The sequence below is a fragment of the Bacillus sp. SD088 genome (assembly GCF_017355205.1).
GTDB lineage: Bacteria > Bacillota > Bacilli > Bacillales > Bacillaceae_C > Lederbergia.
In genome coordinates, this window is the sequence record NZ_JADIJK010000035.1 from 19535 (window position 1) to 40620 (window position 21086).

At 39.4% G+C, this 21086-nt stretch carries 25 protein-coding genes and 2 tRNA genes; 3 read left to right on the forward strand and 24 right to left on the reverse strand.

Annotated features, from left to right (window positions below; translation table 11 throughout):
• Nucleotides 1–15: 15 nt before the first annotated feature.
• The 5 genes from IPU53_RS22170 to IPU53_RS22190 form a co-directional block, all read right to left on the reverse strand.
• Entirely contained in the window at nt 16–471 is a 456-nt protein-coding gene (locus tag IPU53_RS22170; protein ID WP_207453262.1) for a dTDP-4-dehydrorhamnose 3,5-epimerase family protein, read from the reverse strand.
• Nucleotides 464–1318 carry a dTDP-4-dehydrorhamnose reductase gene (rfbD, locus tag IPU53_RS22175; RefSeq protein ID WP_207453264.1) on the reverse strand — a complete coding sequence of 285 codons (855 nt, stop codon included), beginning with the start codon at nt 1316–1318 and terminating at the stop codon, nt 464–466. Before rfbD ends, IPU53_RS22170 begins: the two co-directional genes overlap by 8 nt.
• On the reverse strand, nt 1315–2286 hold the full coding sequence (gene rfbB / locus IPU53_RS22180; protein WP_207453266.1) for a dTDP-glucose 4,6-dehydratase: 972 nt from the start codon (nt 2284–2286) through the stop codon (nt 1315–1317). Before rfbB ends, rfbD begins: the two co-directional genes overlap by 4 nt.
• Nucleotides 2283–3020, reverse strand: a complete 738-nt coding sequence (locus tag IPU53_RS22185) for a sugar phosphate nucleotidyltransferase (RefSeq protein WP_207453268.1) — start codon at nt 3018–3020, stop codon at nt 2283–2285. Before IPU53_RS22185 ends, rfbB begins: the two co-directional genes overlap by 4 nt.
• A 105-nt stretch (nt 3021–3125) precedes the next feature.
• Nucleotides 3126–3338: a hypothetical protein gene (locus IPU53_RS22190; RefSeq protein ID WP_207453270.1), complete on the reverse strand. Its 213-nt coding sequence runs from the start codon at nt 3336–3338 to the stop codon at nt 3126–3128.
• A 291-nt stretch (nt 3339–3629) separates the two neighbouring features.
• Between IPU53_RS22190 and IPU53_RS22195 the strand changes: the two genes are divergently transcribed.
• The 3 genes from IPU53_RS22195 (at nt 3630) to IPU53_RS22205 (ending at nt 5945) form a co-directional block, all read left to right on the forward strand.
• Nucleotides 3630–3854, forward strand: a complete 225-nt coding sequence (locus tag IPU53_RS22195; RefSeq protein ID WP_207453272.1) for a hypothetical protein — start codon at nt 3630–3632, stop codon at nt 3852–3854.
• A 3-nt stretch (nt 3855–3857) separates the two neighbouring features.
• Nucleotides 3858–4823, forward strand: coding sequence for a CgeB family protein (locus IPU53_RS22200; protein WP_207453274.1), 966 nt, complete (start codon nt 3858–3860; stop codon nt 4821–4823).
• A 309-nt stretch (nt 4824–5132) separates the two neighbouring features.
• A complete protein-coding gene (locus tag IPU53_RS22205; protein ID WP_207453276.1) occupies nt 5133–5945 on the forward strand; it encodes a nuclease-related domain-containing protein in 813 nt (270 codons plus the stop codon).
• Between the two features lie 177 nt (nt 5946–6122).
• Here IPU53_RS22205 and pseI read toward each other — a convergent pair whose 3' ends face one another.
• The 19 genes from pseI to IPU53_RS22295 form a co-directional block, all read right to left on the reverse strand.
• The gene (gene pseI, locus IPU53_RS22210; protein WP_207453278.1) at nt 6123–7175 is read right to left on the reverse strand and encodes a pseudaminic acid synthase; all 1053 of its coding nucleotides are present in this window, start codon (nt 7173–7175) and stop codon (nt 6123–6125) included.
• Nucleotides 7172–7726, reverse strand: coding sequence for a UDP-4-amino-4,6-dideoxy-N-acetyl-beta-L-altrosamine N-acetyltransferase (pseH, locus tag IPU53_RS22215; RefSeq protein WP_207453279.1), 555 nt, complete (start codon nt 7724–7726; stop codon nt 7172–7174). The genes pseI and pseH overlap by 4 nt, the downstream gene beginning before the upstream one ends.
• Nucleotides 7723–8808 carry a UDP-2,4-diacetamido-2,4,6-trideoxy-beta-L-altropyranose hydrolase gene (gene pseG / locus IPU53_RS22220; protein WP_207453280.1) on the reverse strand — a complete coding sequence of 362 codons (1086 nt, stop codon included), beginning with the start codon at nt 8806–8808 and terminating at the stop codon, nt 7723–7725. Before pseG ends, pseH begins: the two co-directional genes overlap by 4 nt.
• Before the next feature lie 17 nt (nt 8809–8825).
• Complete coding sequence (locus IPU53_RS22225; RefSeq protein WP_207453281.1) at nt 8826–9551, reverse strand: cytidylyltransferase domain-containing protein; 726 nt, start codon at nt 9549–9551, stop codon at nt 8826–8828.
• Nucleotide 9552: 1 nt separating this feature from the next.
• The gene (gene pseC, locus IPU53_RS22230) at nt 9553–10740 is read right to left on the reverse strand and encodes a UDP-4-amino-4,6-dideoxy-N-acetyl-beta-L-altrosamine transaminase (RefSeq protein ID WP_207453286.1); all 1188 of its coding nucleotides are present in this window, start codon (nt 10738–10740) and stop codon (nt 9553–9555) included.
• On the reverse strand, nt 10737–11684 hold the full coding sequence (locus IPU53_RS22235; protein WP_207453288.1) for a dTDP-glucose 4,6-dehydratase: 948 nt from the start codon (nt 11682–11684) through the stop codon (nt 10737–10739). Before IPU53_RS22235 ends, pseC begins: the two co-directional genes overlap by 4 nt.
• A 235-nt stretch (nt 11685–11919) precedes the next feature.
• Nucleotides 11920–12924: an SDR family NAD(P)-dependent oxidoreductase gene (locus tag IPU53_RS22240; RefSeq protein WP_207453290.1), complete on the reverse strand. Its 1005-nt coding sequence runs from the start codon at nt 12922–12924 to the stop codon at nt 11920–11922.
• A 6-nt stretch (nt 12925–12930) separates the two neighbouring features.
• Entirely contained in the window at nt 12931–14334 is a 1404-nt protein-coding gene (locus tag IPU53_RS25505) for a CDP-glycerol glycerophosphotransferase family protein (protein WP_207453292.1), read from the reverse strand.
• 4 nt (nt 14335–14338) lie between these two features.
• On the reverse strand, nt 14339–15106 hold the full coding sequence (locus tag IPU53_RS22250; protein WP_207453294.1) for a glycosyltransferase family 2 protein: 768 nt from the start codon (nt 15104–15106) through the stop codon (nt 14339–14341).
• 192 nt (nt 15107–15298) lie between these two features.
• A complete protein-coding gene (locus tag IPU53_RS22255) occupies nt 15299–16534 on the reverse strand; it encodes an MFS transporter (RefSeq protein WP_207453297.1) in 1236 nt (411 codons plus the stop codon).
• Between the two features lie 183 nt (nt 16535–16717).
• Nucleotides 16718–17086 carry a hypothetical protein gene (locus IPU53_RS22260; protein ID WP_207453299.1) on the reverse strand — a complete coding sequence of 123 codons (369 nt, stop codon included), beginning with the start codon at nt 17084–17086 and terminating at the stop codon, nt 16718–16720.
• Between the two features lie 36 nt (nt 17087–17122).
• Nucleotides 17123–17248 carry a hypothetical protein gene (locus IPU53_RS25365; RefSeq protein WP_278253324.1) on the reverse strand — a complete coding sequence of 42 codons (126 nt, stop codon included), beginning with the start codon at nt 17246–17248 and terminating at the stop codon, nt 17123–17125.
• 30 nt (nt 17249–17278) lie between these two features.
• The gene (locus IPU53_RS22265; protein ID WP_207453335.1) at nt 17279–17842 is read right to left on the reverse strand and encodes an AAA family ATPase; all 564 of its coding nucleotides are present in this window, start codon (nt 17840–17842) and stop codon (nt 17279–17281) included.
• Between the two features lie 134 nt (nt 17843–17976).
• A complete protein-coding gene (gene tsaD, locus IPU53_RS22270) occupies nt 17977–18996 on the reverse strand; it encodes a tRNA (adenosine(37)-N6)-threonylcarbamoyltransferase complex transferase subunit TsaD (protein WP_207453307.1) in 1020 nt (339 codons plus the stop codon).
• A gap of 1 nt (nt 18997) precedes the next feature.
• On the reverse strand, nt 18998–19462 hold the full coding sequence (gene rimI / locus IPU53_RS22275; protein WP_207453310.1) for a ribosomal protein S18-alanine N-acetyltransferase: 465 nt from the start codon (nt 19460–19462) through the stop codon (nt 18998–19000).
• Entirely contained in the window at nt 19462–20160 is a 699-nt protein-coding gene (gene tsaB, locus IPU53_RS22280) for a tRNA (adenosine(37)-N6)-threonylcarbamoyltransferase complex dimerization subunit type 1 TsaB (protein ID WP_207453313.1), read from the reverse strand. Before tsaB ends, rimI begins: the two co-directional genes overlap by 1 nt.
• Complete coding sequence (gene tsaE / locus IPU53_RS22285; protein WP_207453320.1) at nt 20141–20611, reverse strand: tRNA (adenosine(37)-N6)-threonylcarbamoyltransferase complex ATPase subunit type 1 TsaE; 471 nt, start codon at nt 20609–20611, stop codon at nt 20141–20143. Before tsaE ends, tsaB begins: the two co-directional genes overlap by 20 nt.
• Before the next feature lie 170 nt (nt 20612–20781).
• Nucleotides 20782–20858, reverse strand: a tRNA-Asp gene (locus tag IPU53_RS22290).
• A 27-nt stretch (nt 20859–20885) separates the two neighbouring features.
• Nucleotides 20886–20959 (reverse strand) — tRNA-Met (locus IPU53_RS22295).
• Between the last annotated feature and the right edge of the window lie 127 nt (nt 20960–21086).

Sequence of the window (21086 nt, forward strand, 5' to 3'; positions counted from 1 at the left end):
GCAGAAAAGTTCGGATTAACGATTTTCGGTTTCCCACTGGAAACCAATCTTCGGATCATCCCAGGAGATTCTTTTTTCATCTGGGTTGTGGCGATTATAAGATTCAGTTGTAAAATAAATGATGGTCGCAGGTTTTTGCCCAAGAACTCGATATCCATGTGCAACGCCCTTCGGAATAAGAAGCAGAATCGGATTATCCTCCCCCATGTAAAATACATTGGTTTCCCCCATTGTACTCGAATCTTTACGCAAATCATAAAGTACGACTTGTGCATGACCGGCTGGGAAAAACCAAAGATCATCTTGCTTTTCATGGTAATGAAAGGCCTTGATTACACCTGGATAACTCATCGACCAAGACGCTTGACCAAACCGTTCTAAAATATACTCATCATCACGCACTAATTCAGCAAAAAAGCCACGATCATCATGATGCTTCACAATCCTTTTTATAATCACGTCATCAATCATATTTTCCATCCTTCCTGTCCAGAAATTCTTCAAGCGCGACTTGCCAATGTCTCATGGTGATCCCTTCATTTTCAATTGATTCCTTGCTTAAAACAGAAAATGCGGGTCTTTGCGCGATAGTGCCATACTCTTCCGTCGAGATTGGTTTTACAAGCCCTTCCTTGTATCCCGCTAGTTTTAAAATCGCTTGAGCAAATTCAAACCAGCTACAGACCCCCTGATTCGAGATATGATAGATGCCATAGGGCTTGCCGATCAGTTGTTGAATGGCAGCAGCCAAATCCTTCGTATAGGTAGGAGACCCTATTTGGTCCTCAACTACGTAAAATGTCTGTTCATTTTCCGCTAAACGAAGCATTGCTTTGACGAAGTTTTTTCCGTTTTCTCCATATACCCATGAAGTGCGGACAATATAAAATTCTTTTACAAGCTGTTGTACAAAACGTTCCCCAAGTAATTTACTCGCCCCATAGATCGATAAAGGATCGGGTGCATCAGCGCTGGTATAGGGTTGCCGCTTCTCCCCACTAAAAATAAAGTCTGTGCTAATATACATCATGGCTGCGCCCACTTTTTTGGCTGCTTTAGCCATGTAGTACGTTCCAAAGCTGTTGACGTTAAAAGCTGTTTTCCAATTCGTTTCACACTCATCTACTGCTGTATATGCGGCTGTATGGATGATCAAATCAGGCTCTATTCTCTTTATCACTTCATTGACTTTTGCTTCATCCGTGATATCTAGTTCCGCTTTATTATATGGAAATAGTTCAACATATGGATCGGCAGAAAATATCTCAACGAGATCTGTCCCTAATTGTCCTTTCGCTCCTGTGATTAATATTTTCATTGAGTATCACGCTTGTTTTTCTGGAGCCTTTCCATATACCATTGGACAGTACGTTTCAATCCCTCTGTAAAATCCACTTGTGGCCGCCAATCCAATTCTTTTTTAATTTTTCCATAATTGATAGAATAACGACGATCATGACCTAAGCGATCTTCGACAAAGGTAATTAAATTTTGATCTGCACCAAGATAGTCGATAATCTGTTCAACAACAGCTAGATTGGTCTGCTCTTCATCTCCGCCAATATTATAGACAGAGCCTATTTTTCCCTTTTCAAGAACCGCATGGATCGCTCGACAATGGTCTTCCACAAATAACCAGTCACGAATTTGTCCTCCATCACCATAGATCGGAATTTTATCACCTGCTAAAGCAGATGTGATCACTTTTGGGATAAATTTTTCTATATGCTGAAAAGGCCCATAATTATTGCTACAGCGTGTGATCATCACAGGGATATTGAAGGTATGGTAATAGGAGCGAACAAGGAGATCTGCTGCTGCCTTACTTACAGAGTATGGATTATTCGGTGAAAGTGGGGTTGTTTCGGTAAAAGCAGGCTCCGTTTCCTGCAGACTTCCGTATACCTCATCTGTGGAAATTTGAATCATCTTTTTAGCTTTTCCCTCTCGTACAGCTTCCAATAGATGGAGCGTCCCTTTTATATTCGTATCAATAAACGGGACTGCTGACTGAATGCTGCGATCCACATGAGATTCAGCCGCAAAATGGATAATCGCCTCATAGGTTTGATCAAAGACTTTTTCAACCTGCTTTGGATTCGTCAAATCACATTGAATGAAGCGATATTGTGGATGATCAGGGAAGGAGTATTGCATAAATGGATGGCTGGCATAGGTAAGTGCATCGACATTGGTGACGGTGTAATCCGTTTGCTCCATTAAATAATGGATAAAATTTGCGCCAATAAATCCCGCTCCCCCTGTAACAAGTAACGCTTTTTTCATGGACCTTCCCTTCTCTCTATTTGCTCATAGATCAGTTGATTAGCAAGAAAGAGAGAGTCATGAGTCCCTGCATCTACCCACCAACCTGACAAACGATCATACTGTAAAACGGATTCTTGGATATAGACATTGTTTACGTCAGTAATCTCTAACTCTCCCCGATCTGATGGGGATAGTGCTTGGATATACTCGAAGACTTTTGGATCATACATATAAATGCCAGTGACGATATCGTTGGAGATAAGGGTCTTCGGTTTTTCAATAATGGACGTAATACATCGGTCCTCCTCATTCAACTTGGCAACGCCGAATCTCTGGGGATCTTCTACCTCTTTAATTAAGACTCTTGCGCCACTCTTCTGTTTTTGAAAAGCCTGAATGAACGGAACCAATGAATCTTCGAAAATATTATCTCCTAAAAGTAAAATAAATTTATCCCCGTCCGCAAAATCCTCAGCATGCGCAAGGCCAGCAGAAATACCTGATGCTGTAGGTTGAATTGCATAATGAAGGGAAACACCTAATTCGCTCCCATCCGCTAATAGCTTTTGAAATGAATCCATATACTCTTCATGAGTGATCAGGAGAATCTCGTCTATGCCTGCTTCTTTTAATTTCATGATGGACCAGTAAATCATAGGATAGGGACCAACAGGTAAAAGATGCTTATTGGTTATCTTTGTCATCGGCTGCAACCGCGAACCTGTTCCACCAGCTAATATAACTCCTTTCACAAAAACACATCCTTTCCTATCATAGAGTGAAACGATCGATTTCCCTTCCCTCCTATGTTGACAAAGCTCCGGAATCCGGAGCTTTTGTCAACATATAACATCCTTTTAAAATGTTCCGACGCTTTGTACCTGACTGATGGGTACATACATTGTGCCGTCTGTATTAGGGTCTTCAAATGCAACCATATCTGTTCCCACCTGAGCAATCTGCAAATTTTGTAGTTTTTCGCCTCCAACTAAGCGGATAACGGGAATGGGTTGACCAGATTGTGAAATACTAATTAACTGTTGTTGGAACGAGGATCTAAAAACAGCCATAAAATAGCCTCCCTTCTCTTTCTTTATTACGATATTAATAATAATTAAAATAGTGTAGACAACCGTTTACTCTATAAAAAAATGAGAATCTGACTTATTCTTTTTGTCTATGTATATACCAATTTCTATAGTAAAAATGTGGATTTTCTTTATTTTTAGGGGGGTGTCTTAACGATTCTCCCTTTTTGTCATAATGTATCATGAAGCAGTACAAAAAGGCTTTGTATAGTTACCTATCAAAATAGATAGGTGGAAACAAAGCCTTAAATTATATAAATTGAGGTGAAAAAAATGAACTTTGCAGATTATATTTTCAGGCGTTTAATTCCTGGAACCACGATTACGGTGACAATGGATTCTGGAAATATTATTGGTCCAGCCATTTTCACTGATTATAATCCAGCTACTGGTATTGCAGTATTAGAAGAAGAAGGGTCAATGTCTCCTCCCACAAATATGATTATTAATATAGGTTCGAGTAAAGTGGAATCTATTATTTATGATGTATCGGAGTAATCAATGAACGTACTATATGTTTCATCTGGATATCCGATGATCTACCAATATTTAGATAGAAATATTGAAAAAACACTTCGTAAGATTTACAATACATGTATTCTCTTTCAACCCGGAGAATCTCTTCAGCGTTTGCAGGCGATTTTGCATGATGATGATCGGCCGCATTTGGCCTTGATTCTTCTTGGAGATCATTTCTCGAAGCAAGCGAGTGACCTGTTGAGGAAATACGGAGTAAAGCAAGCCATTTGGTTAACAGAGGATCCTTATTATATGAATAAAACACTGCAAAATATTCACCTTTATGATTACGTCTTCACAATTGATTCAGGTGCGTATAAAGTCTATCTTACCGCTGGTTTCCCATATGTTTATCATCTTCCTCTAGGGACAGATCCTATCATTTTTACAAGACAGAAGGTAGATTTTTCCTTTCAAAGTGATGTGTTGCTCGTAGGCTATCCCTACCCTTCTCGCGTTCAATTGGTAGAGTTTCTCTTAAAAAATGGGACATTCCCTATTACGGTCATTGGAAAACAGTGGCATAATCAGTTAGCAAAAAAGTTTAGGCGAGATGATCAACTCACTATTTATGATCAATGGATGGAACCCGAGATGGTAGCGAAATTTTACAATGGGACAAAAATCGTATTAAATCCGCATCGTCAGGCGCATTTTTCCTATAAAAGAGACGTTATAAATGAGACCATTAACAATCGGACATTCGATATTGCTGCTTGCGGAGCTTTTCAACTAATAGAAGATTTGCCTGGATTACGATCTTCTTTTTCAGAAGACGAAATAATTGCCTATCAAGATCCGTCCGATTGCCTAGCAAAGGTTTACTTTTACTTGGAAAAGGAAGAATTACGTGAAAAAATTGCAAGCCATGCACAAAAAAAGGTATATCTTGCACATACCTTTGAACATAGAATAGACATGATGAAAGATATTATAGAGCTGCCTTAAAGGGTGGCTTTTTTCTTTCTTGCTAAGGAACTTTTGACCTTCATTGTGAATTGTTGAACGATCGGTGGAGCTTACTGAATAGCGAAGTGCACTTTTACAATGAGCGGCCTACTATTTCATCAATAGTTATGCTAGGATAGTAGCAATCCAATGGAGGTGTTGCATCATTAATGTGAAATTTCCTTCTGAGTCACTGGTTCTACAAGCTTTACAGTCTACTTTACATCGATTATCTCCACGTCATCCCCAGTATCCACTCATTTTGCAAAAACTCCGTTCCAAAGAAGCTGGTATTGCTGGTAAAAAAGAGTGCAGGACATCTTCCGCAAAACGATCTTCCCTAGTGAAAACCGCGTTTTCCATGATTTATCTCTCCAGACAAGTACTACTTTTCAAATGGATAGTATTTTTCTCACAGAAGCATTTGCCACCATAGTCGAGGTGAAGAATATTGCCGGAACCCTATCCTTTAAAGAGCATCCACCTCAATTAATTCGTGAAAAGGCAACAGGAGAGATAGATAGTTTTGAAAGCCCTGCTAGTCAAGTAGCCCGGTATGTGGAGTTATTTCAGGAGTGGCTTGAGCAGCGAAATATACAACTCCCTATCTTTGGCGTTGTCGTCCTTGCTTATCCAAAGCAAATTGTGAAAGAGCCACCCAAAACATGTAAGGTTATTTTTCCAAATTTGATCCCCTCATATATTAAGAGTCTTAAGTCTTTTCCTCATAAAATCGGTTTACACACTTTAGATGCATTAGCTACTGACTTATTAAACAGTCATAAAGAGTATATCCCCAAGCCGATTTGTGAAAGTTACTCCATTCCAAAGGAAGATATCCAACCAGGTGTAAGGTGTCCAGCGTGCGGATTTATCGGTATGTTGAAAATCCCACGATCTTGGCACTGTCCTCATTGCCTAACAAATGATGCCTCTGCTCATATCTCAACCGTCAAAGATTGGTTCTTAATAATGGGGAGAAACATGAGCAATCGTGAGTGTCGAGCGTTTTTACAGCTAGAAGAGGATCGATATTCGGCCATGCGTCTTTTAAAATCTATGAACCTTCCAAGCTCTGGCACCTTTCGAGACCGCACCTACCAATATAACTTTTTCAATTAAATTTAAGCTGCTAATTTGCCTATCCGCTCGTAAATTTGCCTATCCGCTCGTAAATTTGCCTATCCGCTCGTAAATTTGCCTATCCGCTCGTAAATTTGCCTATCCGCTCGTAAATTTGCCTATCCGCTCGTAAATTTGCCTATCCGCTCGTAAAAGGCTGCCCAAGCGGGCAGCCTTTTACATAAATAAATCCCAACTAAGTGGCGTTCCTGCTGATGAATGTTTGCTAATTTTCTTGCCTAAGAGAAGATCGATGTATTTAGGGGATAAGCCTGCTCCCGGTCGGATCGCTCGCAGGTTTTCTTTTGTGAACGTATCTCCCGCTTTCATGTCTTGGGTAATATAGAGAGATCTGCGAAATTGCCGTGATTTTTCTTCGTCTTCGGTTGGACCGTACTGGATCTTTCCGATCGCCTGCCATGCTCGTTCCGTCTCGACAACAAGGGTTCGGAATTCCTCAGGCTCCAGAGAAAAGGCGGAATCCACGCCCCCTTCCGCACGTGATAATGTAAAATGCTTTTCAATCACAGTCCCTCCCATTGCAACACTGGCAACGGCGACTCCACTTCCTAATGTATGGTCTGATAAACCGACTTCACAACCAAAGAGTTCCCTCATATGAGGAATTGTGGCAATATTTGAGTTGGTTGGTTCTGCTGGATAGGTGCTCGTGCATTTTAATAGAATTAAATCTTTACAGCCTGCGTCCCGCGCTGTCTGAACAGCTTCATCTAATTCTGCGATCGAGGCCATTCCTGTCGAAATAATTAACGGTTTTCCAGTAGCAGCCACTTTCCGGATCAAGGGAAGATCATTATTTTCGAAAGAAGCAATCTTGTAACAAGGAACAGCTAGTGTTTCCAGAAAGTCGACCGCCGTTTCATCAAAAGGCGTGCTAAAAGGAATCATCCCTAATCTTTTACATTGATCAAAGATTGGTTGATGCCATTCCCATGGTGTATAGGCTTCTCCATATAATTCATATAGCGTTTTTCCGGCCCACATATTCTCTTTATCATCAACAAAAAAATCCCCTGCGCGAATGTCTAATGTCATCGTATCAGGTGTGTATGTTTGGATTTTTAATCCATGAGCACCTGCCTTTGCGGCTGCTTCCACAATCGCAAGTGCACGATCGAGCGATTGGTTATGATTGCCTGACATCTCTGCGATTATAAATGGCGGCTCCCCGACGCCGATCTTCATTTCATTCAATACAATCTCACTCATATGATCCTTCCTTCTATTTGTTTTAATATATCAACTCGCTTCTCATTCCAATCTTTCGGAAATAACGACATGAGGATAACATCAACCGATTGGTTTTCTTTCAGGATATGCTCTTTTAAGTTTCCTTCTACGTGAAAACCTAGTTTTTTATGATAGTGAATACTCTTTGCATTGATGGATAGAACTTCGGCGCAAAGCTTTCGAACAGATAACTGTTGAAAAATATACTCAATCGCTAAATATCCCATGAGCTTTCCGATACCTCTTGGGGCCTGAGGCTCTCCAATATAAAAACCCCATTCCGCTCGCTTATTTTGTTCATCTAAACTTATTTGCACAACACCCATCGGCTGTTCATCAAAATAAAAAACTTTCACCTGTTTCGTATGATCAGCTTGAATGCCTGCAAACCACTTATGGTGCTGTTCGAATGTGATCTCCTCATCTTGGTACATAACGGAGCGTACAGAGAATTGATTCCGCCAAGCTAAAACTAATTCTAACTGAGAAGGGCTCATTTCTTTTAATGATGACCGTTTGACAAGATTCATTTTAACGCCTCCAAAATTGCCGCGCGAACAGGGTAGGTTCGAACCCGTTCTTTATCCATAAATCGAAGGGATTTTTTAGACATTTCCTGAATAATATGCGGATGTTTACGTAGATTTTCTAAGGTCTTTTTCAGAGTGATTTCTATTGTATGGGGATGACTTCCTAAACTGATCGTAAGTCCTTCTTTTTCAATATTCTTCGTGAGTTCCAGCTGATTATCGGCCGTGACAACGGTTAGGGAAGGCAATCCAAGAAAAATCCGCTCCCATGTCGTTGCCCCTCCTGCTCCGATGGCAAGATCCGCTTGCTTCATCAGCTGTGCCATATAATCAATCTGGCAATAATACACATACCCTTCTCTTTCACGACATTTCTTTTTAATTTGTGTCCTTTCAGGATTGGACATCCCGACAACGACATGGATATGACAATTTTGAAATGAGATCTTTTGCAGGATATCTACCGTTTTAAATGTTAAATACTGTGGATCCGAGCCCCCGAAAAACACAAGTATGTTTTTTATATCGCCTTTTCTGATCTGAATATTATTTGCCATCTCGATAAATTCATCTCTTAATAGTAGGTAATCAGTTCCCAATAATTGCTTGCAGCTTGCTGGAACTAATTCTTTATAGCGTCCTGGATAATTTTGAATGTTTTGATCAAGTAAGATGTTACAATCATGCCTTCGATCTGCTAAATCATCAATCACCATTAAGTGTTTAACATACCTTTTTATCATCCGTTCCCAGTTTGCGTCTAATCCATAATGATCGACTATAAGGAGGTCAATCGATCGCGCTCCCAGTCTTTCGAAAACTTCACTAAAATCCCTCTGCCAATTTTCTCGATACCAGTCATACTCACTTTGATGTATAGATAGATCGATAGAACTTAATTTCTCCACTTGGATATCCTGATCTTGAATATACGAAATTAAGTTACCGCTCAATTCTCGACAAATAAAGGTAATCTGAACATGATCGGAGATGGCTTGCAGTTGTTTCGCTAAAGTTAAACAACGCATCATATGGCCGGTTCCAATTTGTTCAGACGCATCAACTCGAAAAATAATATTCATCTATTTCACAACCTCATTTATTTTTGTTTGATATGACGATTGATTTCTCGCCACTCCGGGTTCATCTGAATGAGGGTAAGCACATCTTCCATTGTGTAATCTGGTTGGTGAGGATAGAACGACTCAATGATCTTTTTTATGAGCTTAAAATCCTCCCATGTGTCTACGGTCCAGCGATGTTCACTTTGATCTTGGCTATTTTCCACATTCAACAGCTTAAACTGCTTAGGATGCTGGTATAGATAACTCGTGACATGCTCCCGATCACTTTTTTGCTTCGCCAGTTGATGACATTTTGTTAATGCATCATAGGAAAACACTTCAATATCCATCCCTCTTGGAAATGTCCGTTTGAGCACATTGGACACATAATCATAATGATTTGGCTCCGCACAATACCTTTGAATCACTTGATCGATTATGTTTGGATCAATCAGTGGACAATCAGAGGTTAGTCGAATAATGACATCTGCCTGATAATAAAAGGCCGCTGCAAAATAGCGAGATAGCACATCTTCTTCAGATCCTCTAAACACCGGAACACCGAGTTTCTCACATAGTTTTACAATCGCCTTATCCTGATCTTTCGTTGTCGTGGCTACAACATAACCATCCAGCTCATTCGCCTTTGCAATTCTTTCAAGTTGATATTCTAGTAATGACCTATTTAAAACTTTCTTGAGCACCTTTCCCGGCAGCCGTGTCGATCCCATTCTCGCCTGAATAATAGCTACTTTTCTCATTTTATATCCTCTTATATCTTTGAATCGTTCTATTTACAGCCGCAATCACGTACTGCACATCTTCATTGGTCATCGCTGGATATAATGGGACCGTGATAAACTCTTCATATACCTTTTCTGCGACAGGACAAAGCCCTTGTTGAAATCCAAGGTCCTGATAATAAGGAAATAAATAAATCGGGATATAGTGAACGTTCACACCAATATTTTGTTCTATCAATTCAGTAAAAATTGTTTTACGATCAACGCGTACTGCATCAGAATTGATACGGAGAACAAATAAATGCCAACTCGATTGTCCATCGATCTGTTGGAATGGAAGAATCAGCTCCTTATGGCCCTTCCATGCATCCTGATAGATGGCAGCAATTTCACGTCTCCTGGAAATAAATCTATCCAATTTGTTTAACTGGCTATTTCCTAAGGCCGCCTGGATATCGGTTATACGATAATTAAAGCCTAAATCCTGCATTTCATAATACCAAGGCCCGTGATCTACCTGCATTTTCCCCCGGTCCCGCGTAATACCATGGGAGCGAAATTGACATAATTTCTCGTAATACTCCTTATGATTGGTTGTAATCATGCCGCCTTCCCCTGTTGTAATATGCTTGACAGGATGAAAGCTAAACATCGTCATATCACTTATCGACCCAATTCTTTTTCCTTTATACGTACTTCCTAATGCATGCGCCGCATCTTCAATGACCACCAGATTATTTTCTCGCGCGATCGCGATGATTTCATCCAATGCAGCAGGCTGTCCGGTAAAATCCACCGGTATAATCGCCTTAGTCTTCTTTGTGATCTTCTTCTTTATTTCCTTCGGATCGATATTGTAGGTCCGTTCATCAACATCAGCAAAAACAGGCTTTCCACCTTGATAAAGGATACAATTAGCACTAGCCGCAAAAGTTAAAGGAGTGGTAATAACTTCATCTCCTAATTGAACCCCCGCCGCATAGCATGCTGCATGTAAGGCTGCTGTACCATTTGAGAAAGCAACAGCATACTTCGCCCCAACATATTCCGCGATTCTCTTTTCAAACCGCTCGATTTCCGGCCCAGTGGTTACATAATCACTTTTTAGAACATTGATAACAGCCTGAATATCATCCCCATCGATACTTTGTTTGCCATATGGTAATAAGGACTGACGAACAGGTCGCATCTCCGATGAGTGACTCATGATTCTCCAGACTCCTTTATCCACTGACTTGTTCTTTTGATTCCTTCTTCTAAGGAAACTTTAGGTTTCCAGTTTAAAAGTTTTTTAGCTTTTTCATAGTTACAAAGCAATTTAGGGATTTCACTTTGGGGATGAATATGTTCCACATGCTGAACTTGCGCTGGATTTTTTGCGATCAACAAAGCTAAATCATTAATCGCTATATCACGTCCCGTTCCAGCGTTAATAATTTCACCATTAGCCTGCGAGGAATACCCTGCTGTTACAACAAAGTCGGCACAATCCTCCACATATAATAGATCCCTCGTTTGCGTTCCATCTCCATAAATCTTTAGGGGGCTTCCATCCAACTGATTATGAATAAAGATCGCTACGACCCCTCCTTCTCCACCTGTTTTTTGAAAAGGACCATAAGTATTAAAGGGACGAACAACGACAACAGGCAAGTTATACGCATAGTAATACGACAGCACCATATTTTCAGCCGCTATTTTTGCACCTGCATAAGGAGAAGCTGGTTTAATTGGATCTAACTCAGTAATTCCATTTGCGTTAGAAGCTTGGTCATAGACCATACATGTACTCATAAAAACAAGCCTTGTTTTGTATTCCTTACACAATTCTAGTAAATGGAAAGTTCCAATTGTATCATTCTCGAACGTTGTCCTTGGGTCATCAATACTATCCTGAACATTAATACTCGCAGCTAAGTGGTAACAAATATCAAAATCTGTCTTCCTAAATAACTCCTTCAGTATCTCCTTATCTTTAATATCCCCCTCCGTAAATCCTTTGAAATGATCAGAGTGGATAAATTCTTCTATATTGGTTGTACTAGAATTAGCTAAATTATCGATCACCCATACATCATGCTGATCTTCTAATAATTTTCTTGTCACCCATCTTCCAATAAACCCTGTACCACCTGTCACTAAAATGTTCATCCTCTCGGCTCCTTTCATAGGATGTTCAAAAAGTCCGGTAAAAATGATGCTACGAGATACATGATCTTCGACTAAGTACCGACACGTCCAGTGGGCAACGTCGAAGTCAACACATCCCGTGCAAGTCCGCCTCGAACTTTCGATGTACACGATGTACTAGTGTCGGTCGTTTGCGATTGACATCAACGCCTTTAGCCGACTTGGTCCTTTTTATCCTCCTTTTTGAACCACAGTTTCAGATTAATTCTTCCTGTAAAATCAATCTTCTAAGTTCCTCGATCTCAATTGGTTTTGGATCACCAGATTGATAGTTTCCGGGTTTTGCCTTTTCCCCATTTTTATATTGTGGTAGTGGCTTGAATGGAGAAGGGATAATAAACATATTCGGCAGTTCAATCGCATAAAGAGATTCATCATACGTCATTAACTCTTCATATTGCTTTTCGCCTGGCCGTAAGCCAATTTCTTTGAGTTTGATCTCCTCTAGCGGGATCGCATACTTATTCGCCACTTCTTCCTTCAATACTTGCACAAGATCCCCTAATGAGATGACGGGCATTTTTAAAATAAAGGTCTCCCCACCTTTTGCTACTTTCATTGCTTCGATTGTAAGAGTTGTAGCTTGGTCCAAGGTCATCATAAACCGACTCATCCTTTGATCTGTCACCGTCATTTCCCGATTCTCAAGGATTTGTTTTTTAAATAATGGAATCACTGAACCCCTTGCCCCCATTACATTTCCGAAACGCACACTAGCGAAAATCGTTTTACCCGACCCTTTTGAATACTCGGCAGATGTGATCAATTTTTCTGCGGTTAGTTTTGTCGCTCCATAATTATTTGTTGGGGAAATAGCTTTATCTGTACTTGTAAAAATCACCCTTTTCACCTTTTGGGCAAGCGCTGCTTTGATCACATTGTAGGTGCCGATGATATTCGTGAGAACCGCTTCAAATGGATTATATTCACAGAAGGATACATGCTTCATGGCTGCAGTATGGAAGACGTAATCAATTTCCTCCATCGCACTCTCTACACGGTCATAGCTTCGTACATCCCCAATCAAAAAGCGAAGCCTGGTATCGCCAGCAAACTGATTTTGCATAAGAAATTGTTTCTGTTCATCCCTACTGAAGATCCGGATGACTTGTGGGTCTTCTTGAAGGATTTTTTTTAATAGACTTTGACCAATTGTGCCTGTTCCACCAATAATTAACACTTTCTTTCCTCGGAAAAACATTCTCTGTCACACCTCTTTAACACACTTTTTTATAAAATTTTGAAGGGTAGACATGGAAGCTTGGATGGGATAGTTATTGTGGATAAATTGGTTGCGAATTTGCTTAGCATTTTTTTGATGAGTGGGAGAAGTCAAAAGGGCCGCAATGATTTCGTGTACTTCCTTTGTGGTTGTTTTAACAAGATCTCCCAATGAGTCATAATAAGGGTAGTCTCGATTGGCTGTTGGTGATTTAAAAATAACGACAGGTCTGTCGAGCAACATGGCCTCTAATCCAACAGTTGAATTCGCCACAACAACCAGATCAGAAGCTGAAATTAAACTATATAGAGGAACTTCAGAGGTGACATATTGGATTTGCTTATACTTTTCCGCTAAAGCTTGGTAGGGATGGGTTCGATTTTTTGCTTTCTCCCATGGATGTGGTTTGATGATGATTTGAATATCAGGAAGCTTTTCCACGATTTTTGCAATCTCTACAAACAAAGAAGAGCTATTGGGCTGGGTTGCCATGAAAATCGTCTTTTTATTTGCGTTTAAATTTAAGTCCTTTAAAACCTGTTGCCGATTTAAATGCTTTGTTGTAAAGATCGCGTCATAACGCGGATGACCGGCAATCGCAATTTGATTGTCTGGAACTCCCTTATTTTGGTACCACTCCCTCTCATAATTTCCATAGACGACATAATGAGAAGCAAAAGCTGGTAAATAAGCCTCCTCTCCAAGAATCAGTCCATGCTGCAAGCAAAAGCTAGGGATGCCTAATGTTTGACCAATAATCGCTAAAATACGACTTGTTAATTCCTCTGTTGTTCCGACTAATATTGCCTCAATAGGATTGCTTTTTAGTACGGAATAAACCATATCAATTTTTTCAATCATTTGTGGAATGTCTTTTAGAAATCCCTTTTGAAATACTGGATTGGAAAAAGCCGGATGCTGATGATGCGCTTGAAAAATGGCCTTAACTTTTCTCGTGAAAGACTGAGCAATTTGTGGAGAAGTCTTTATATGGTCTAACATACTGATAATGGGAATGGTATAGAGCCCCCTCATCCTCCATCTCGTTAAAAGCAACGTAGTTTCTGGAGAAAACGCTCGATAGTTTTCCTCAGTAAAACGTAGATAATCAAAGTTCATTAATAACTTTCCTTGCTTAGGTTGAGTGTGCGGTGATTTTCTAAGCGCTCCTAACCACTTTTCAAATCCTGGTTGGATCTCTCCCTCTTTAAAATCTTGCGATGAATGTTGACAGAAATCCTCTGATTGCATTTCTGTCTGTAATGTTGGAGCTAAATAATGATAAAAATTACTTAAAAGCGGCAAGGGAATATTTTTATACGTTAATGCTGAAAAAGCATCGATAAACTCCAAATTTAATAACCAATAATTCCGCAAATACACATCCACAACATCACCTCCTTCTTTTCCGTAAATCTTCTCGAAGCTCATTGCAATCGCGCTGTTCTGGAAGTAAACGAGCAAACTCATCTTTTTCCTCTGAAAAAAGTTTATAATGGATCGAACTTGGTGTGATAAAGTTTTCGTCCAACACTTCGTTGATAGGATAGAATGGCCACTCTTGGTTCAATCGCCAAAAAAAGCGCGCATCGCCAATTCGATAAAATTGTGGATCCTCATCCCAATATGAACCCCATTTCTTTTTAATCGTGGGAAGAATGGCTGCCCTATGCATCATGGCACAATGATCCAAGGCACAAGGAGCGATCCATGTAATGGAAGAAGCCGGTCGTGTTATTTCTTTCGTCTTTTGACCGTTCTGATCTAAATACGTCGTTTTCGAACCGGAATAAACAATTTGCGCATGCGGATGAAAATCTAGATATTGCGCCATTTTCTGGAGACGATGAGGTTTATACACATTATCATCTGTCGCATATGTTATATATTTTCCCTTAGCCATTTCTAACGCTTCATTAATAAGCACGGCATAGCGCGTTTTCTCCACGCGTTCTTGAATGGTTTGAATATTACTTTTAAAGAAGCGAATTCTTTTATCCTTTAAAAAAGGAGCGATGACTTCTTGGGTCTGCTTATTTGAATGATCATCCATTAAAAGCAGTTCAAAGTCTTTCTCCGTTTGTTTTAAAATTGCAGATAGGGCACTTTTAATATAATCTGGCTTATTGTAACTCGTCATAATAACGGATACCTTTGGCAACAGTAAACCTCCCTTCAAACGGATTATTTATTAGGTATCATACGTCATGAAGACTTATTAGTAAGTGCGATTATACTAGTTTTTGTAAATTGGTTATCCATAAGAGGTAGAACTAGAGTCATATGCGGAATCGGGGGATAACGAAGTATTTTTGTACTTCTTCTAATCATCTAAGTTGCACAAGCAATTCGTCTACGACCTATTCGTATTGTCTTCTTCCTGGTAAAAGGACTTTTTAGTTGGCTTCATAACTAAAACGGAAAAAGTGAGGGATGATAGCAACATAATAAGTGACAAAGTAACGATGGTCTGCCGTAATGAAACAAAATCTGCTACAAATCCAACCCCTAAGATAAATATAACTTGAACGGCACTTTGGATTAGTTGATAGATACTCGTGACTCTCCCCATGACCTCAATTGGTATATTATTTTGATAGAAAGTCATTATCCCTGCATTTAAGAAAACATTAAAGAAACCTAAAATGATAAATCCAGCAACAATCGACATAAAAGACCATGAAAATGCATATATAACGTAACCAACCGTCGTCATCATTAGACCAATGACAATCATAGACCTAATAGAGAGGCTGTTTGAAAAAAGTGACAGTAGCATAGCGCCTATAACTGAACCAATTCCAGTTATACTTATTAATAGACTATACTCCACTTCAGAAAGTCCAATAACTTGTTGTGTAAAGACAACCTCCTGCGCATCCATGGCAAAAGAAAAAATCATTACCATAATAAAACCAAAATAAATAAAAGATACATATTTATTATTTGACATGAATTTCTGAACAACTGTAAAATCACGAATCACCTGTGAGAAAGTTAATGCTGGAATCGTATCTTTATTAATATTTTCTTCTTTTGGAAGAAATAATAATAAAATTGCTGAGATGACAAAGAATAACGCGTTCAGCCATAAGGTTGTTTTTACCGATGTTATTAATATAAGTGAACCCCCGATTGCCGGCCCAATAATAAATGCGCCAGAGCTTACAAATGAACGGATTGCGTTAAATCGCTTCCTTTTATCTTTCGAAACAAGCATGGTAACATACGTCATGGAGGATGGATTAAAGAAAGCCTTTGCCACACTTAAAACAACTAAAATTCCATAGATTACGACTATATTCGGTGCAAATGGAATGAAGAAGATGAAAACGGCCCTAATAAAATACGTTACAACCATTACTTTTCTTTTACTTCGATAATCAATGAAGCTGCCAGTCCAAAATTTGGTTACAATATTCGTTAATGGCCCAATGATCCAAAGTCCCGCAACAGCGGCAGCTGAACCTGTAAGTTGATATACAATTATATTAATGGCAACTAAGTAAATAAAGTCCCCGATACTTGAAATTCCAATCGAGGACAATAATATCGTTGGATCTTTCCAGGCTTTTAAGTCTTTTTTCATTTGAATTCCCCTTATGTTAGATAATCGTAGTTTATCATATTCTAAGAACGGACTGCTAAAAGGGATAGTATTCTCACGTCCACAACAGATGTATAAGCTGACGTATGGATATACTTTCTATTAAAAATAGACTGAACGGTAAAACCGTCAGTCTATCTATATAAATCAAATTTGCCTATGAAACTATCGTCCCCTAATAAAGTAGTGACGGTAGGCTAAAATAAAGGACCCAATAAAAAGGATTGGGATAAGAACAAACATCAATAAAAATTGCTTAAATACTGCTCTCTCTAACGATGCTTGTAGATCATTTAACGTAGTAAAACATGGAACAAATAGTACCAATATCATTACACTGATCCCCAGGCACAGCCATATTTTATGGTCGGGATATAGTTTAGAAACAGCAAGTATGGCTACTAACATAATGATCAATATAATCCCGACAAATAATAGCGCATCTTGAGATAGGCCGCCATTTACTAAAAATAATGTACCCAATAAAATGCAGGCTGTAATAATGAATATGAAGAAATTCACAATGTTTTTCATGACCTTACCCCCCTAATATGGAATAATAATACCAGTTCACACGACTTTAATAGGTGCTTTTGTTACGTATGGTAAAAGCTCCTCTACCGTACCAGTCAAATCCCCATTCATTATATGATCATTCACTTCTTTGTATGCCGATACAACTTTGATGAACATCACCTCAGTGAACGCTCTACGCCTACTAAAAAATCATAACCCTTGTGCAATATGAATAATTTTTCGAATAACGGCATCTACTTCATCCCTATCTGTAATTACGAATAGGTGATCTGCTTCTCCCTCTATTGGATCTGTCACATCTTCTTTTAGAGAATCAGCTTGCTGACGCATAAGAACTTCTTCAAAATTAGAAGCAGTTCTCAATATATTTGTGCTACGTCGGCTCTGTTTCACACGGGCCTGGAGAACTTGATCTGGAATAGCAAAATGGACAAGTATTCGGATAAATTCAGCTTTTGGAAACAACTCTTCTAGCAAGTACACTCGCCCTTTTTTCCCGCGATTAGAATTACAAATAATGAAGTGTAAATCTGTGTGCTCCTTGGCATAAGAGACAATTTGTCTTGTAAGAGTATGTTTAAGCGTATTCTCTCCCCGCTTTGGTTGTAGTTTCTTATAATGATTATTTATAAATTCAGCTTGGTTATCCTGATCCATTACAAAAGAGTTATCTAACTTATTTCCTAAAGCCTTTGCAAATGTCGTTTTACCACTATGCGTTTTACCTACCGTGATAATGGCCAATCTTTTCATCATTTTCAACTCCATTGTTAAATCTCTTTTTTACACTGAATAAATGGCTTTTCTTTTTTCTAAATAAAAATAGGAATACAAATGCATAGATGCTTTGTATCCCTAGGTGAAGTATCATTTAACGAGTTTTAAAATCAAAAAATTTCAATATCCAATCCTGGATAAGCGTTCATATCCATTTTACCGCGCTTGCCTTGTTCAAACAATACCGATCCAGCTGCTGCAATCATCGCGGCGTTGTCCGTACAGAGATTTAGTGGCGGGATAATCAGTTCTATTGCTGATAGTGGCTGAAAAGCCTCCTGCAATGCTAAACGCAAGCCTTGGTTTGCCGCAACCCCACCCGCTAATAACACCTGCTGGACATTGTATTCCTCAGCAGCACGTACAGTCTTCTCTGTTAGAACCTCTACGACACTTGCTTGGAAACTAGCTGCTAGATCTTCACTAGCAATCGATTCGCCACGTTGTTCTGCATTATGCAGGGTATTAATCACAGCTGATTTTAAACCACTAAAACTAAAATCATAGGATCCTTCCTCCAGCCAAGCTCGCGGCAACTCAATAGCAGGATTTCCCTTTTGAGCTAGTTTATCAATATGCGGACCGCCTGGATAAGGTAACTTTAATGTTCTCGCTACCTTATCATACGCCTCTCCCGCTGCATCATCTAAAGTCTCACCGATTACTTTAAAGGCTCCATGCTTCTCCATATAGATCAATTCGGTATGTCCTCCAGATACAACGAGAGCAAGTAATGGAAATTTCAATTCGGTTATTAAGCGATTGGCGTAGATATGTCCTGCAATATGATGGACTGGAACGAGTGGAATATTATGCGCAAATGCTAAAGCTTTCGCAGCATTCACTCCGACAAGTAATGCCCCTACTAGACCTGGGCCCTCTGTAATCGCAATCCCATCAATATCTGCTAACGTAACTTTTGCTTCTGTTAATGCTTCCTCGATCACGATCGTAATTTGCTCCACATGATGTCTAGAAGCAAGCTCTGGTACAACCCCACCAAAACGTTTATGACTTTCAATTTGTGAGGCTACTACGTTTGAAAGAATGTCTTTTCCATTTTTTATAACGGCTGCAGCCGTTTCATCGCAGCTTGTTTCAATTCCTAAGATGAACAACTCTTTATCCATTTTATAAATTCACCCACATTACTAATGCGTCTTCTTGATTATCTGTATAATAGTTTTTTCGAATTCCGCCTTCTTGAAAACCTAACTTTTTATAAAGTGATTTGGCCGGAAAATTGCTTACCCTTACTTCAAGCGTCATTGTCTCTGCACCAGCTTCTTTAGCAGTCGACATCATTTTTTCTAATAAGTTTTGCCCTAACTTCTTTCCTCTATATTCTGGAAACAAAGCAATATTGGTAATATGAGCTTCGTCTATGACAATCCAAACACCACAATATCCCGCAACCTTCCCCTCATATTCTAACAGTAAATAAAGGGCAAATCGATTGGTTAGGATATCCTGATAAAAGGCTTCCGCTGGCCATGGCACAGTAAAAGCTTGATTCTCGATTTTGACAATTTGTTCAACGTCTGCTTCTGTTGCCACTCGATAAGTGATTGCCCCGCGATCTTGACATGATTCCATTAGTTCTTACGCTCCTGTTTTTCTAACCATTTAGCCTCGGCTTCCACAAGTCGTGCATAATTCGGGACAAAAGAATGAATAGTAACTTCTTCTGCCGCTAAGCCCAGCCTGCCCAATTCTCCTGGACGAGGATTATGTTCGGTCATTTCTGCAAAGCAAGCCTGATCATGCAAAATAGTAGTAATAAGCTCCCGGTGAATAGGAATATCATTTCCCATAAATAAAATGGGTCTCTCCATTATTTGCAATTGTTCAGCCCATTCCTTTGCCAATATATTACGATCATCCAAAACAGTCAATAGTTTCCCGTCCTGATATTCATATAATCCGGTATAAACCAAACCACGTCTCGCATCAAACAGTGGTGAAATGTACCCATCAAAATAATGAGCCGATGCCGCAAGGGTTGCTAAGCTCGATACACCAACTAAAGGAATCTGCAAAGCCCACGCTAATGTTTTTGCTACCGTTACACCGATTCGTACGCCTGTATAAGAGCCTGGTCCTTGGGCCACGACAATTTTATCTAGATCAGTAGGTTTTGTTTCACAATCTGACAACAGCTTTTCAATCGCCGGCATAACACGGATGCTATGATTTTTCTTCATGTTCGTCATATATTCACCAATGACTTGAACTTCATCCAACAAGGAAATTCCCAGTACTTCATTTGATGTATCAATGGCTAAAATTCTCATTCCATAACTCCTCACATAATGCTTCATACCTTTTTCCATTCGGTTGGAAGGCAATCCTTCTTTCTGTCTCACCTTCACGATATAAATATACCGTAAGATTCTCAGAAGGCAACTGCTCTTCGATTAAATGGGCCCATTCTACAACAGAAACACCTTGATTGTAAAAGTATTCCTCTAATCCTAGATCTTCAAGTGAATCTTCTACTCGATATACATCCATATGATATAAAGGGAGTCTTCCTTTATATTCTTTTATAATGGTAAATGTAGGACTATTCACTGTCCTTTGGACATCCAATCCAACAGCCAGTCCCTTTGTAAAGGCCGTTTTACCTGCCCCTAGATCACCTTCAAGTAAAACCACATCGTTTGGACCAAGGAGCTTTCCAACTGTTTTCGCTATTAAATAAGTATCTTCTGGTCGATTGGACCTGATTTCAAAGTTCGCCATTCGTCATTCCCCTTTTACATCGCTCATTACAAGTTTACCCGAAAAAAAAAGAATGAGCAAAAAAGCTTCCTCATTCTTTGATTAATTATCTCTCAGCATATATAGGAAGAGAGCAAATTTATCCTTTTTTAAATAACAAAAAAACGAACACAATTGTTCGTTTGCAATAGTGGCGGTCCGGACGGGACTCGAACCCGCGACCTCCTGCGTGACAGGCAGGCATTCTAACCAACTGAACTACCGGACCTAACGTTCATTATTATGTATAAAATGATTGCGGGGGCAGGATTTGAACCTGCGACCTCCGGGTTATGAGCCCGACGAGCTACCAGACTGCTCTACCCCGCGACGATAAAATAGTGAAGGAAATTTGAAGACAATTACCATATTACATGATTATTTTTAGTAAAGCAAATATTAATCATAAAATATTATAGTTTAGATGAAAGCACGATCTGGGACCGTGCTTTGCATT

Excerpts from the sequence above, each read along its gene's own strand:
- IPU53_RS22170 (WP_207453262.1), bottom strand. The coding sequence starts at position 471 with ATGATTGATGACGTGATTATAAAAAGGATTGTGAAGCATCATGATGAT.
- rfbD (WP_207453264.1), bottom strand. The coding sequence starts at position 1,318 with ATGAAAATATTAATCACAGGAGCGAAAGGACAATTAGGGACAGATCTC.
- rfbB (WP_207453266.1), bottom strand. The coding sequence starts at position 2,286 with ATGAAAAAAGCGTTACTTGTTACAGGGGGAGCGGGATTTATTGGCGCA.
- IPU53_RS22190 (WP_207453270.1), bottom strand. The coding sequence starts at position 3,338 with ATGGCTGTTTTTAGATCCTCGTTCCAACAACAGTTAATTAGTATTTCA.
- IPU53_RS22195 (WP_207453272.1), top strand. The coding sequence starts at position 3,630 with ATGAACTTTGCAGATTATATTTTCAGGCGTTTAATTCCTGGAACCACG.
- IPU53_RS22200 (WP_207453274.1), top strand. The coding sequence starts at position 3,858 with ATGAACGTACTATATGTTTCATCTGGATATCCGATGATCTACCAATAT.
- pseI (WP_207453278.1), bottom strand. The coding sequence starts at position 7,175 with ATGAGTGAGATTGTATTGAATGAAATGAAGATCGGCGTCGGGGAGCCG.
- pseH (WP_207453279.1), bottom strand. The coding sequence starts at position 7,726 with ATGAATCTTGTCAAACGGTCATCATTAAAAGAAATGAGCCCTTCTCAG.
- pseG (WP_207453280.1), bottom strand. The coding sequence starts at position 8,808 with ATGAATATTATTTTTCGAGTTGATGCGTCTGAACAAATTGGAACCGGC.
- IPU53_RS22225 (WP_207453281.1), bottom strand. The coding sequence starts at position 9,551 with ATGAGAAAAGTAGCTATTATTCAGGCGAGAATGGGATCGACACGGCTG.
- pseC (WP_207453286.1), bottom strand. The coding sequence starts at position 10,740 with ATGAGTCACTCATCGGAGATGCGACCTGTTCGTCAGTCCTTATTACCA.
- IPU53_RS22235 (WP_207453288.1), bottom strand. The coding sequence starts at position 11,684 with ATGAACATTTTAGTGACAGGTGGTACAGGGTTTATTGGAAGATGGGTG.
- IPU53_RS22240 (WP_207453290.1), bottom strand. The coding sequence starts at position 12,924 with ATGTTTTTCCGAGGAAAGAAAGTGTTAATTATTGGTGGAACAGGCACA.
- IPU53_RS22255 (WP_207453297.1), bottom strand. The coding sequence starts at position 16,534 with ATGAAAAAAGACTTAAAAGCCTGGAAAGATCCAACGATATTATTGTCC.
- IPU53_RS22260 (WP_207453299.1), bottom strand. The coding sequence starts at position 17,086 with ATGAAAAACATTGTGAATTTCTTCATATTCATTATTACAGCCTGCATT.
- IPU53_RS22265 (WP_207453335.1), bottom strand. The coding sequence starts at position 17,842 with ATGAAAAGATTGGCCATTATCACGGTAGGTAAAACGCATAGTGGTAAA.
- tsaD (WP_207453307.1), bottom strand. The coding sequence starts at position 18,996 with ATGGATAAAGAGTTGTTCATCTTAGGAATTGAAACAAGCTGCGATGAA.
- rimI (WP_207453310.1), bottom strand. The coding sequence starts at position 19,462 with ATGGAATCATGTCAAGATCGCGGGGCAATCACTTATCGAGTGGCAACA.
- tsaB (WP_207453313.1), bottom strand. The coding sequence starts at position 20,160 with ATGAGAATTTTAGCCATTGATACATCAAATGAAGTACTGGGAATTTCC.
- tsaE (WP_207453320.1), bottom strand. The coding sequence starts at position 20,611 with ATGGCGAACTTTGAAATCAGGTCCAATCGACCAGAAGATACTTATTTA.